Below are 12,003 nucleotides of genomic sequence, written 5' to 3' on the forward strand. Positions count from 1 at the left end.
CATAAAATCGGCATGAAACTTTGCTCATAAAGCTATCCTAAATTTGGCTGTGCCGAGTAATATGGGATGATTCATTCTCGCACTCTGTTTTCATCATGCCAGAAGCCTTACAACACCTGATCACCGAAATGACACCTTGGTTGCAGCAATACGGTTATCTACTGCTGTTCGTGGCCATTGCCGTCGAGGGATTTGGGATTCCTGCACCGGGACAATCCTTACTGATTGTTGCCAGTTTACTCGCTGCTACGGGGCAAATGTCGCTGCCATTAGTCCTCATCGTTGCCTACGCAGCCGCCCTGAGTGGCAACAGTTTGGGCTACTTTATCGGTCGCCGCTTCGGTGAGGTATTACTGCGAAAAGGTTGGATAAAGCCGCAGCTTGAGGACAAGATCCACAGTGTGATTGGCCAGTATGGCATTGCAGCCTTAGTGCTCAGCCGTTTTGTCGAAGGGCTTAAGCAGTTTATGTTTATTGGCTGCGGCCTAGCCAAGATGCCCTTTAAGCAATTCGTGATGGGCAACCTACTCGCCACCAGCATTTGGGTAACGCTTTTTGGCTTAGGCCCAGTATTAATCCGCGATGAAATCGCCCCTATTCTCACGTTTTATCATCAACATAAATACCCTACATGGGCGATCGTTAGCCTGCTTTTAGTCCTTTTCCTTCATTTTAGCTGGCGTAAATGGCAGGTTAAAAATCAGTAAAAAGTATATGACAAACGCTGTTTTTTTCAGATAAAGTGAGGCTGCTAGGTTTCCCTTCTAAACCAAACGGATAGTGAATAAACAAGGAGCGTAGATGAAATCTTCAGCTTGGGGCGCACTCGCCCTTTTACTGCTTACTCCCCCATGCTTAGCATTAACTAAGCATATTTATGGCGATGTACAAGTCACCAATATTAGCCCAAGCAGCGATTTTGTTTGGGAACGCGACAATACACAGCAACCCCAATACCCAATAGAACTCGCGCGTTCACGCATAGCGGGTTGTACTGTGTTGTCTTTCGACATTTCCGAGACGGGTGACACTGAAAATATCGAAGTCATCAATTCTATCCCCAATAATGCGATTGGCAGATATTCAAGACAAATACTTAAAGAGTGGAAATGGACGCCCACGTCCACAGCAAAAACCGCCGAGAAACGCACTGTCAGACTGGACTTTTGCCTTGGAGAGATTTCTTCCGCTGAGTCAGAAAAACAATGTAAACAACAAGCTCAGCTCGCCTGTAGCTAAATTTATCCAGCGTTAACGGCTCTCGCTGCATGAGCAGGCAATCACATCTCCCGATTTACTCAGTCTTGACCTTAGGTTGAGGCTGAGTCGGTTCATTCGACTGAATCTCGTTAGAAGTATTTTTCTGAGGTTGAGGTTCGGCATTGATTATTGATTGCTTGTCCGTGGACTCAGTTATCTCTTGTTTGGTCTTATCATCAACTTCACTCGGTTTACCATCTGTCGCTTGCGGCTGTGTTTGTTCATCGGCTTGTGGCGGCGTAACTGGGGGACTCACCTCACTCGGTGCTTGAGCCTCTTGTGGCTTAGGTTGTTCGCCTTCAGGTAATGGCTCGACTAACACCACGGGTTCTGCTGGGGTACTGGTTTGTGTATCGCTGGTATTTTTTGCCTCAGAGTCGGGCGCCAACGTCGCTAAATCTTCATTCGCAGGGCTTTCAACCGCATGTTTAGGCAGTTGATTTCGATACAAATCAATCATGCCCATCACCTCGGACAGCGCCTTGGCGTGGTCAGGCGTTAAAATACCATTATGCCCAGAGACAATTTCATCGGACACGGCCAGCACCCATACTGCCTGCATATTGGCGTCAGGACAGGTTTGCACGCTGCGCCGCGCCTGCAGGCGAGCACGAATTTTCCAGCCCGAATGCGGCAAGGTCATCATACAACCTGGAATTTGATCGTGAGCCATTAATGCAGAGGGCATCTTCATCGGGGTCGAACAATTACCGCCAGAGCATTTATCGATATCGTGGGTAATAGCCCAAGAGTTACCCAGCGCCCGCTCGCCGTCCTTGATGTAATTAAAGGCCTCTTTTACCGCAAAATCGCCCTTAGATTGCAGCACCACCATACTCGGTTTTTGTCTATCTAGGCTCATCAGAGTATCAAGTGGCTTAAAATCCTGCGCTGGCGCAGCGGGGTTTAACAGTAAGAAAAGATTCGGGTTATCCTGCTCATTATCGATGGCCGCCTTGATTCTATCTTTACTGGCATGTAACACCACTAAGCCGCCAAGGCTGTGACCAATCACGGTATAACGCAGTAATTGATGCTCAGCGACTAACACATCCAGCTTATCCAGCAACTGCGATAGCCCAGTTTGCCCTATGCGCTTGGCCACGGCTTTACGCTGTAAAATGGTCGGAAAATCCAGCGGTTCAATCCAACTGGTAGCATCTTCTGAGCCATCGAGCCAGAAGGGGTCCAGCTTGTCGCCTCGCCAGCCTATGTATAAACCCAATAGATTTCGCTGGGAGTCGGATGCCGCCATCTGCTGATAAAACTGCTCGAACGCGACAAAGTTTTCGTCCGTCGGATTTGCACTGTGGTGCCAGCCGTGGACAAAAATCAGCAGTTCGGGGGCCGTGCCATTATTGGGTTGTAAAATCCGCGCCTTGAGCCCTTGCCATTGTCCATCGTTGTGTGGCTGACCTTGATCGTTAAATTCAATCACATGCAGATTTTGCGTAGCAATATCAGGGCCGGGGATGTGATAGGCTTGGTCAGGAATAAAAGGAAGTAAAATACCGAGGGACAACAACATTAAAAACAGTAGCTTGTACTGAGTAAACTTCTTAAGGCTCATTTATGACAACTAAATTGTGGCCAGACTAGGCCAATATAGACACGCTGCTGGGGCTAACAGCAAAATTGGCCAAATTATACGCTAACCCCAAATTTCCAGCTAGAGCCGAGGACGCCTTTTATCATCAAGCTTAGCTCGAGTTAGCGCCAGGTGTCGGGCAGCTTCACTTGACTCCAAAGGTCATCACACAATGGCGCGGTATGTTGCCACTGACCGCTGCAAATCCATTTCACTAAGGCATCGCCCACCTGTGGATAGGCAATTGGATTTGGCGATGCCGCCTTGAGCCAACGTTTGACCACGCCCGTATCCAGACTCATCATACTGTCACCTGCGCCCAATAATTGGAGCGCGGCCACGTTCGACAACTGTTCAAATTGACCAATCAGCGGCTTGACCAACAATTTTTTCCCTAAGGTCAGCGCCTCGCTCGCCAGCTCAAATCCGGCATTACCAATCACCCCACCGCAGCTAGCTAAGTGCTGTTTAAAGCCGTCACGGTTAAAACCATGCCATTGAATATGGTCGGCGAGCGGTGCCGTCGGCTGCTTAGCGTGATACACCAAGAACTGATAATCCGTAAATGGCTTAAAAAATGCGGCGATCGCATCCGCCTCTTCGAAGGGTAAATACACCAAGATTTGATGGGTATGTTCAATCGGACTAGCATCGACTTCAACAAAGGGAGGTAGGATCGGAAAACCAAAATGATGCCAATGACACCCCAGAGCCACATCTACTGGCGCAAAATAGTTGAGTAGTAACTCATTAAACCAAGTGCTTCCCAACTTAGGCACAGGATGCGTCAAGGCCGCTTGATGACTTATCCCAATGGAGGGGACTCCTTGGCGCCTCGCCGCCCATGCGGATACGGGTTCAAAATCATTCAGTACTAGGTCATAGCAACTCAAATCTAATGCTTGGATATCCTTAAGCAATGACAAGGAGCAATTTTGTCTTACCGTTTGTGGCACATTCACCCGCCCAGAGTAGGTTGCAAAGGTCATTCCCGCCTGTACGCGATACTCCCCAAAACACTCCATATCGAAAAAATGCTCAGGCTTACGCCCTGAAAACAAAAAGTCGACTTGAATATTGTGCTCAATTAAGGCTTTTGCCATCACTCGAGCACGACTTAGGTGGCCATTCCCTGTGCCTTGAACTCCGTAGAGTATTCGCATTGCTTATCCTTTAACTGTGAATGAAAGAGTGGTGAATCAAGGAGATATCCAACGAATAAGCGCCTGATTTAGGTTAAATTACGGGATGTACCAGCAGCACAGCCCCTGCGCCTAACAGGGCGCCGGCAGCAATATCTGAAGGATAATGCACCCCTAGCGCAATGCGTGAGGCACCAATACAAAGTGCCCACAGGTAAGCAAGAGGCGCAGCCACGGGATACACCTGCGCCACACTCGTGGCCATCACAAAGGCGGCCGCCGTGTGCCCCGAAGGTAGGCTGAATCGGTCTGAAGGTTCGAATCCCTTCTCAAACCCAACCAAGGCGTGGCAGGGCCGAGTGCGGCGAATGCTATTTTTGAGTAATAAGTACAGCGGCAATTCAATCAAAAAACTCGCCAACAGCAGATTGAACAGGCTCTGTCCTTGGGAGTGTGTCAGCATCAACCCGACGGCAAGATACAAATACACATGCCCATCTCCAGTTGCCGATATCCGCTTCGCCCAGTCATAAACACCGTGACGTTGGCTCAAACCTACAATGCGATAAAACATGCGCTTATCTAAGTCTGTAATGTAACTCAACATAAAACAGGCTCCTTGCTGGCATGCCAGCGAGTATCATGGCGATGTTAATGAGTGCATTCTCTCGACAACCGTTAGCGTCTGCATATTTTAACGCCCTGTCAGACGACTATTTCACGATAGAACCCCACGCTAAACCCTATGGCGACTTAAACAGATATTGCTTAAGTACTCAGTGTTAAGGTGAGACTAAGAACTCCCGATGACGGCAAAGTGACATCAGGCCTAAAGTTTTATGACACTAGCGCAGAGGGAATGAATCGCGAGGGATGAAGTAATGACTGCAAAGATTAAGGAAAACGTGCCGGGAGATACAGTGCTGCCCTGATGCTAAGCTCGGGCAACACTGTCAGAAAACCTTCAAGCGACGGCTTGTTCCAACGCTTTGGCGCGGTAAATTTTCGTCAGATGATAGATATTAATACAGGCTACGAAAGCGTTCATACCTGCAACTGGCCAGGCTGAAATAAATACGCCGTAGATTACAAACAGGGTACAGCCGACAAAGTTTAACCATCTTAACCAGATGATGTTCTTCATCATAAGTGAAATTGCCACCATCACTGAGGCAAAATAACCAATAATTTCAATTGTGTTTACAGCTTCCATAGGCACCTCTCGAAGGCCCTCTACCGTCCATAAGCGTAACGGGGGGTCCTTGCCCCTAAAGCAAATTAAGTTAAGTAAGTTAATTTAAACTTGGGATATAATACCAAAACATGCAACAGAGTTGTAATAAAAAACCGTTATTTAATGACCAATATCAAGTTTTGAGGACAAACCCCTGTTAAGTGACGAAAGTTTACAACAGAAGTGTTAACCCCCAAGTGCAACAATACCGTGATTGATAACACTTTTCTTTTCAGTAATCCCTTTTATACTGGCGTAAACTCGCTAAACTGTACGCAACGCGGATCAATAGGAGTGTAAATATGGAATACAACACCTCAGAACTATGTGACATGTACTTAGATGTCGTAGATGTAGTCGAGCCCATGTTCAGTAACTACGGTGGTTGTAGCTCTTTTGGCGGTTCTATCAGCACGATTAAGTGCTTTGAAGACAACGGCCTAATCACCGAGGTCTTACAAGAAGATGGCCAAGGTAAAGTCTTACTGGTTGACGGTGGTGGCTCATTACGCCGCGCCCTGATTGATGCTTCTATCGCTGAAATCGCAGTCAACAACAACTGGGAAGGCATTATCGTTTACGGTTCAGTACGCGATGTGGATGCACTGGAAGAGTTAGACATCGGCATTCAAGCCCTTGCCTCGATTCCAGTAGGTGCCGATGGCAATTCTGTGGGCGAAGTGGAAATTCCGGTCAACTTTGGCGGCGTAACCTTCCTCCCTGGCGATCATATCTATGCCGACAACACTGGCATTATCCTGTCGCCAGAACCACTCGACATTGAGTAATGACAAATTACCTATCAAGAAAGCCAGCTAAGCTGGCTTTTTTATTGGCTGTTTTTCGCTAAGTCCCATTGAATATTCGTCCTTGGGTACGCCACAATATCCCAGTCCCTACCGATAAGAATACGAATCCATGTCTGAATTTATTCCATTTACTCAAGCCGATGTGGCCAGCTTAGTGAGCCCAAGAGCGGGTGAAACCAAAATTGGTCAATGTGTGCATTTGGCCAATCACGAACATCCGCTCGAGGCGATACTTGCCACAGCCAAAGCCCACGGGGCGCAATTTGCCATTCTGGGTGTCGGGGAAGATATCGGTCCACGGGCAAACTTAGGCAGAGGCGGTGCCACCGATGCCTTTACCACCAGCATGCGCCAATGGTTGAATTTACAGTCGAATCGTTTTCTTTCGGGCGCCGAATGCCTGATTTTAGGGCAAGTTCATACGGCGGATCTGCAATTACAGGCGCAGGACGGCGAAGGCGCAAGCCTACCCCATTTACGCCAAGCGGTTGAGCAACTCGATGAACGGGTGATTAGCATCGTTAGCGCCATACAAGCCGCAGGGCTTGAGCCCATAGTGATTGGCGGCGGCCACAACAATGCCTATGGCCTGTTAATGGCGACTTCGGCCCATTATCAACGCCAAGTTGCCGCGGTGAATTTAGATCCGCACAGTGATTTCCGTCTACTCGAAGGGCGCCACAGCGGTAACGGCTTTAGTTATGCCGCCGATCGCGGCGCGCTGGGTTATTACCATGTGCTCGGCTTACACGAGCTGAAAAACAGCGAGGCAAATTTACAGCAACTGTCTGACTTTGGTGGCACTTGGCATAGCCTGCAACAGATCTGGGTGCGCCGCGAAGTGAGCCTCACTGAGGCGCTGCAGGAGATTGCCGGCAAACTCAATCATACAGCCCTGCCCGTTGGATTAGAGCTCGATGTCGATGCCATTGCAAAAATGCCCAGCAGTGCATCGACTGCGGCGGGTATTCCGCTGCTCGATGCCGCCCATTATGTCAGTTATATTGCAAGTCACTGCCCCTGCGCCTATTTGCACTTAGCAGAAGCAGCGCCAAGCTGCCACGAGGCAGGCATAGAGGCCGGATTTAGGGATGTCGGCCAGAGTATCAGCGAGCTAATTTACGCCTATGTGCAGGCTCGCAGCCAATTTCTAGCTTAATTGAATACTGTGGTTGCGCCCTCATGGGCGCGAAGCTATTCACCAAATCCTGATATTGTGGTCTAATGCCTGTCCATTTTATCGGGTCGGCGCGCTCAACATTGGCCAATGCCAAACGCCTCAAGCCAACGCCTTGAGGAGAGTTTACTAACTCGATCACAGAGTGATAGATCAAAGATTCAGCAAATGCAGGCGATGGCTTACACTCGCCACTAATACTTTGCAAAACAATAGGAATACATTGATGTCTGAGGGCGAATCTAAAAATACCCACTTTGGTTATAAAACCGTAGAGGCGGATAAAAAGGCCGATCTCGTTGCCGGCGTGTTTCATTCGGTTGCCGCCAAGTACGATATCATGAATGACGTTATGTCCTTCGGTATTCACCGTTTTTGGAAGCGTTACACAATCGAAGTTTCTGGCGCGCGCCCCGGCATGAAAGTACTCGACCTTGCAGGTGGAACTGGCGATTTAACCGCTAAGTTCTCCCATTTAGTGGGCGAAAAAGGCGAAGTGGTATTAGCGGATATCAACGATTCTATGCTGAAAGTGGGCCGCACTAAACTGCGTGACCGCGGCATCGTTGGCAATGTGAGCTATGTGCAAGCCAACGCCGAAGCGCTGCCCTTCCCCGATAACCACTTCGATATCATCACTATCGCCTTTGGTCTGCGTAACGTGACCGATAAAGACGCGGCGCTGCGTTCAATGAACCGCGTGCTTAAGCCAGGCGGTAAGTTGTTAGTGTTAGAGTTTTCTAAGCCACAGCACGAGTTGATGCGTAAAGTCTATGACTTATATAGCTTTAAAGTACTGCCGAAAATGGGTGAAATCATTACTAAAGACGCCGACAGCTATGAGTATTTAGCCGAGTCGATTCGTATGCACCCAGACCAAGAGACCCTCAAGCAAATGATGGTCGATGCGGGCTTTGAACAGGTCGATTACACCAACATGACCGACGGTATTGTTGCCCTGCACCGCGGTTATAAATTCTAATGATGCCGCAAGAAGTGGTGTTACTTGCCTGCGCCGCCATTGAGACGGGTCTGAAGCAACTTCAGACCCAAGCTGGCGACGCCTATGCTCGCCAGCGTCAGTTACATGGCAAAGTCTTTCGCATTCAATTATCACAACTCAGCTGGCCAATTTACTTGGTCTTCGCCAAAGAAATCCAAGTGCTGAGTCGCTATGAAGGCGATGTGGATGTCAGTTTGCATGCCGATGCTACGACGCTCTACCGCGTGACAGAAGGTGCTAACCTCACCGAACTCATCAAACAGGATAAGCTCAGCCTCGAAGGTGACCTCAATCTGTTACAAAGCTTCAGCCATTATCTGCGTAGCATAGAGTTTGATTTTGCCGAGCCACTGTCGCGCTATTTAGGCGATGGGCCAACCCATAAACTGCTGAGCACGGGACTACAGGCCAAAACCTTAGCTCTTGAAGTGCTGCGTAAGACCCGCTCGCATTTGGGGCAACTCGCTATCGAAGAATATCGCCTTGCGCCACACCGGATTGAACTCATTCATTTTCGCGATCAAATGGATGACTTAGTTGACGACACTCGTGCGCTCGAACAACGGATTGCCAAATTAAGAGACCAAATTAAGCCATGACCCTTGCCAGTATCCGCCGCGGTTATCATGTCATTAAAACCATACTGCAATATGGGTTAGATGACGTATTACCGCCAAAGATGACCCCTTGGTACTTTAAACTCGCCCGCAACAGCCTGTTTTGGATCCGCAATAAGCACAAAGGTAAATCCGGTGGCGAGCGTTTAAAGCTGGCGATGCAAGAGCTTGGCCCTGTGTATATTAAGCTCGGGCAAATGCTGTCAACCCGCCGTGACTTACTCAGCGATGAGTGGGCCAATGAACTTGCCATGTTGCAGGATAAAGTCCCGCCCTTCGATGGCGCCTTGGCGCGTCAGGCGATTGAAGCCGAACTTAAAGCCCCCATCGAGAGCTACTTCGACGACTTTGACGAAACCCCCTTAGCCTCAGCCTCGATTTCGCAAGTGCATACCGCCACGCTCAAATCCAACGGCAAGGCCGTGGTCTTAAAAGTGCTGCGCCCGAATGTAGAAACTAAAATCCAAGCCGATCTGCTGTTGATGTCGCAAACGGCTAAGGTCATCGATTATCTCCTCGGTGAGGGGAATCGTCTGCGCCCCTCTGAGGTGATTGAAGATTACCGTGTGACCATTCTAGGTGAGCTCAATCTTAAGCTTGAGGCACTCAATGCCATTAAGCTGCGCAATAACTTCCTCGACTCAGATGCGCTTTATATTCCGTATGTCTACGAAGAGTTTTGCTATCCACGTTTAATGGTGATGGAGCGCATTTACGGTATTCCGGTGTCGGATATCGCCGCACTGAAGGCACAGGGCACTAACTTTAAACTCTTGGCCGAGCGTGGCGTGGAGCTGTTTTTCACCCAAGTGTTCCGCGATAACTTTTTCCATGCCGATATGCATCCTGGGAATATTTTTATCTCCCGCGAGCATCCCGAGAATCCTTATTATATCGGCCTTGATTGCGGCATTATGGGCACACTCAGCGAAGTCGATAAGCGCTATTTAGCGGAAAACTTCCTCGCGTTTTTCAATCGTGATTACCATCGTATCGCGCAGCTGTATATCGAATCGGGTTGGGTATCGGAAAAAACCGATCTACAAGCCTTCGAACAAGCCATCAAAGTCGTTTGTGAACCTATGTTTAACAAGCCCTTAGATGAAATTTCCTTCGGCCATGTGTTATTAGAACTGTTCCGCACCGCACGCCACTTCGATATCGTCGTGCAGCCGCAGCTCGTGCTGCTGGAGAAGACATTACTCTATATCGAAGGCTTAGGACGTCAGCTCTACCCGCAGCTGGATCTCTGGCAAACGGCGAAACCCTTTTTAGAACAGTGGATGGCCGAGCAAGTGGGCCCTAAGGCAATGTTTAAAAAGGTATCCACAAAACTGCCATATTGGTCTGATAAGCTTCCGGAATTCCCTGAGCTAATTTACGATAACCTTAAATTAGGCAGGAAATTGCTGAGTTCTCAGCAACAAATGCTAGATAAGTATCTGAAATATCAGCAGCAAGCACACAAGAGTAATTACTTGCTCATCACTTCTGCAATTTTATTGATCTGCGGCACGTTATTGTTCAACCAAGACGCTACACTGTGGAGCCCTTACGTGTGTCTGATTTCAGGCGCGGTGTTGTGGATTATCGGATGGCGATCTAGGCCAAAGAATCGTAAATTTTAGCTAGCACTAATTAATCAGAGGTTCATAATAGAACCGATATCAATTAAGAGGATACCTTCATGGGTGGCATTAGTATTTGGCAACTTCTTATCATCGCGTTAATCGTTGTCTTATTGTTTGGAACAAAGAAATTACGCTCTTTGGGTGGTGATTTAGGTGGTGCTGTTAAGGGCTTTAAAAACGCTATGTCTTCAGACGAAGATAAAAAAGCGTTAGAAGATGCTGAAGCAGCAAAATCAGTGCAAACAGCACAAACTGCACAACCAACCCAACAGGCGACTGAAAAGAAACCTGAGTCTAACAAAGAACAGGCGTAACTCTTTATGTTTGACGGTATCGGCTTTATGGAGCTGCTGCTGATCGGTGTTCTGGGGCTTGTGGTACTTGGCCCCGAACGTCTACCGGTTGCAGTACGTTCAGTAACAGGTTGGATCCGCGCGATGAAACGCATGGCCAACTCAGTCAAAGAAGAACTTGAGCAAGAGCTAAAGATCGAGCAGTTGCACGCCGACCTCAAAAAAGCAGAGAGTAAAGGTCTATCTAACCTCTCACCTGAACTGCAAGAGTCGATCGACCAGTTAAAGCAAGCAGCACAGTCTGTGAATCGTCCTTACCAAGTGCAAGATGTTCCCGCACCGGAAAACCAGATCCACAACCCTGCGAGCCAGAGTGTTTCTACAGAGGCGAGTCCTATGGCTTCCTCCGCCCCCACTAGCGAATCCAATCAGGGCGAGGATACCCGTTCCAACCCGAAAGCTAACGGATAATTCATGTCGCAACAGCAGCCACTTATCAGCCATTTGCTTGAACTCAGGTCCAAGCTGCTTAAATCCATTGCCAGTGTGTTAATCGTGTTCATTTGTAGCGTGTATTGGGCAAATGATATTTACCACTACATGGCAATCCCTTTAATGCAGTCTTTGCCCTTAGGTGGCAGCATGATTGCGACCGATGTCGCCGCACCTTTCTTCGCCCCTTTCAAACTGACGTTAGTCCTGTCTTTTTTTGTGGCAGTACCCTACGTGCTCTATCAAATTTGGTCCTTCGTGGCGCCCGGTTTGTATAAGCATGAAAAACGCTTAGTCATGCCGCTACTCTTCAGTAGCACAGTGCTGTTTTACTTAGGGATCGCCTTTGCATATTTCGTTGTATTCCCTGTTGTATTTGGCTTCTTTGCCAACACGGCCCCCGAGGGAGTGCAGGTAGCAACCGACATCAGCAGCTATCTCGACTTTGTGCTGAAATTGTTTTTTGCCTTTGGCCTATCCTTTGAAATCCCGGTTGCCGTAGTCCTGCTTTGCTGGGCGGGCGTCACCACGCCTGAAGATCTCAAACAAAAACGCCCTTATATCATTGTCGGCGCATTCGTAGTGGGCATGCTGTTAACGCCACCGGATGTTATCTCCCAGACTATGCTTGCCGTACCAATGCTGTTATTGTTCGAAGGCGGATTATTTGCGGCTCGTTTTTACAGTAAACCTGATGACGAATCCGACGAAGAAGAATCAACGAACGACTAATGTCTTAATCGGCATTAGAGGAAAA

14 protein-coding genes are annotated in these 12,003 nt (G+C 48.4%); 10 read left to right on the forward strand and 4 right to left on the reverse strand.

The features are described from left to right. Positions 1–95 precede the first annotated feature (95 nt). Positions 96–707, forward strand: coding sequence for a DedA family protein (locus K0H60_RS18610; protein WP_220056664.1), 612 nt, complete (start codon positions 96–98; stop codon positions 705–707). 94 nt (positions 708–801) lie between these two features. Then, the gene (locus tag K0H60_RS18615; RefSeq protein ID WP_220056665.1) at positions 802–1,239 is read left to right on the forward strand and encodes an energy transducer TonB; all 438 of its coding nucleotides are present in this window, start codon (positions 802–804) and stop codon (positions 1,237–1,239) included. Positions 1,240–1,294: 55 nt separating this feature from the next. Here K0H60_RS18615 and K0H60_RS18620 read toward each other — a convergent pair whose 3' ends face one another. The 4 genes from K0H60_RS18620 to K0H60_RS18635 form a co-directional block, all read right to left on the reverse strand. Then, the gene (locus K0H60_RS18620) at positions 1,295–2,830 is read right to left on the reverse strand and encodes an alpha/beta hydrolase (protein WP_220056666.1); all 1,536 of its coding nucleotides are present in this window, start codon (positions 2,828–2,830) and stop codon (positions 1,295–1,297) included. A gap of 140 nt (positions 2,831–2,970) precedes the next feature. After that, entirely contained in the window at positions 2,971–4,011 is a 1,041-nt protein-coding gene (locus K0H60_RS18625; protein ID WP_220056667.1) for an MJ1255/VC2487 family glycosyltransferase, read from the reverse strand. A gap of 73 nt (positions 4,012–4,084) precedes the next feature. After that, positions 4,085–4,597 carry a phosphatase PAP2 family protein gene (locus K0H60_RS18630; RefSeq protein WP_220056668.1) on the reverse strand — a complete coding sequence of 171 codons (513 nt, stop codon included), beginning with the start codon at positions 4,595–4,597 and terminating at the stop codon, positions 4,085–4,087. A gap of 357 nt (positions 4,598–4,954) precedes the next feature. Beyond that, positions 4,955–5,203, reverse strand: coding sequence for a YgjV family protein (locus K0H60_RS18635; protein WP_011073879.1), 249 nt, complete (start codon positions 5,201–5,203; stop codon positions 4,955–4,957). A 323-nt stretch (positions 5,204–5,526) separates the two neighbouring features. Between K0H60_RS18635 and rraA the strand changes: the two genes are divergently transcribed. The 8 genes from rraA (at position 5,527) to tatC (ending at position 11,978) form a co-directional block, all read left to right on the forward strand. Further along, positions 5,527–6,012, forward strand: a complete 486-nt coding sequence (gene rraA / locus K0H60_RS18640; RefSeq protein ID WP_011624278.1) for a ribonuclease E activity regulator RraA — start codon at positions 5,527–5,529, stop codon at positions 6,010–6,012. 130 nt (positions 6,013–6,142) lie between these two features. After that, complete coding sequence (locus K0H60_RS18645; protein ID WP_220056669.1) at positions 6,143–7,192, forward strand: formimidoylglutamase; 1,050 nt, start codon at positions 6,143–6,145, stop codon at positions 7,190–7,192. A 244-nt stretch (positions 7,193–7,436) separates the two neighbouring features. Next, positions 7,437–8,192, forward strand: coding sequence for a bifunctional demethylmenaquinone methyltransferase/2-methoxy-6-polyprenyl-1,4-benzoquinol methylase UbiE (gene ubiE, locus K0H60_RS18650; RefSeq protein WP_011624280.1), 756 nt, complete (start codon positions 7,437–7,439; stop codon positions 8,190–8,192). Further along, positions 8,192–8,812, forward strand: coding sequence for a ubiquinone biosynthesis accessory factor UbiJ (locus K0H60_RS18655; RefSeq protein ID WP_109287961.1), 621 nt, complete (start codon positions 8,192–8,194; stop codon positions 8,810–8,812). The genes ubiE and K0H60_RS18655 overlap by 1 nt, the downstream gene beginning before the upstream one ends. Then, the gene (ubiB, locus tag K0H60_RS18660; RefSeq protein ID WP_220056670.1) at positions 8,809–10,458 is read left to right on the forward strand and encodes a ubiquinone biosynthesis regulatory protein kinase UbiB; all 1,650 of its coding nucleotides are present in this window, start codon (positions 8,809–8,811) and stop codon (positions 10,456–10,458) included. The genes K0H60_RS18655 and ubiB overlap by 4 nt, the downstream gene beginning before the upstream one ends. 59 nt (positions 10,459–10,517) lie before the next feature. Beyond that, entirely contained in the window at positions 10,518–10,775 is a 258-nt protein-coding gene (gene tatA, locus K0H60_RS18665) for a Sec-independent protein translocase subunit TatA (protein WP_011718485.1), read from the forward strand. Between the two features lie 6 nt (positions 10,776–10,781). Beyond that, a complete protein-coding gene (gene tatB / locus K0H60_RS18670) occupies positions 10,782–11,225 on the forward strand; it encodes a Sec-independent protein translocase protein TatB (protein WP_220056671.1) in 444 nt (147 codons plus the stop codon). 3 nt (positions 11,226–11,228) lie between these two features. Further along, a complete protein-coding gene (gene tatC, locus K0H60_RS18675) occupies positions 11,229–11,978 on the forward strand; it encodes a twin-arginine translocase subunit TatC (protein ID WP_220056672.1) in 750 nt (249 codons plus the stop codon). Positions 11,979–12,003 lie beyond the last annotated feature (25 nt).

Origin of the sequence: Shewanella mangrovisoli (assembly GCF_019457635.1) — a bacterium.
Classification (GTDB): Bacteria; Pseudomonadota; Gammaproteobacteria; order Enterobacterales; family Shewanellaceae; genus Shewanella; species Shewanella mangrovisoli.

What these genes read in the sequence shown, in the direction of transcription:
- tatB (WP_220056671.1), top strand. Translation starts at nt 10,782, where the DNA reads ATGTTTGACGGTATCGGCTTTATGGAGCTGCTGCTGATCGGTGTTCTG.
- K0H60_RS18655 (WP_109287961.1), top strand. Translation starts at nt 8,192, where the DNA reads ATGATGCCGCAAGAAGTGGTGTTACTTGCCTGCGCCGCCATTGAGACG.
- ubiE (WP_011624280.1), top strand. Translation starts at nt 7,437, where the DNA reads ATGTCTGAGGGCGAATCTAAAAATACCCACTTTGGTTATAAAACCGTA.
- tatA (WP_011718485.1), top strand. Translation starts at nt 10,518, where the DNA reads ATGGGTGGCATTAGTATTTGGCAACTTCTTATCATCGCGTTAATCGTT.
- tatC (WP_220056672.1), top strand. Translation starts at nt 11,229, where the DNA reads ATGTCGCAACAGCAGCCACTTATCAGCCATTTGCTTGAACTCAGGTCC.
- K0H60_RS18630 (WP_220056668.1), bottom strand. Translation starts at nt 4,597, where the DNA reads ATGTTGAGTTACATTACAGACTTAGATAAGCGCATGTTTTATCGCATT.
- K0H60_RS18620 (WP_220056666.1), bottom strand. Translation starts at nt 2,830, where the DNA reads ATGAGCCTTAAGAAGTTTACTCAGTACAAGCTACTGTTTTTAATGTTG.
- K0H60_RS18610 (WP_220056664.1), top strand. Translation starts at nt 96, where the DNA reads ATGCCAGAAGCCTTACAACACCTGATCACCGAAATGACACCTTGGTTG.
- ubiB (WP_220056670.1), top strand. Translation starts at nt 8,809, where the DNA reads ATGACCCTTGCCAGTATCCGCCGCGGTTATCATGTCATTAAAACCATA.
- K0H60_RS18625 (WP_220056667.1), bottom strand. Translation starts at nt 4,011, where the DNA reads ATGCGAATACTCTACGGAGTTCAAGGCACAGGGAATGGCCACCTAAGT.
- K0H60_RS18615 (WP_220056665.1), top strand. Translation starts at nt 802, where the DNA reads ATGAAATCTTCAGCTTGGGGCGCACTCGCCCTTTTACTGCTTACTCCC.
- K0H60_RS18645 (WP_220056669.1), top strand. Translation starts at nt 6,143, where the DNA reads ATGTCTGAATTTATTCCATTTACTCAAGCCGATGTGGCCAGCTTAGTG.
- K0H60_RS18635 (WP_011073879.1), bottom strand. Translation starts at nt 5,203, where the DNA reads ATGGAAGCTGTAAACACAATTGAAATTATTGGTTATTTTGCCTCAGTG.
- rraA (WP_011624278.1), top strand. Translation starts at nt 5,527, where the DNA reads ATGGAATACAACACCTCAGAACTATGTGACATGTACTTAGATGTCGTA.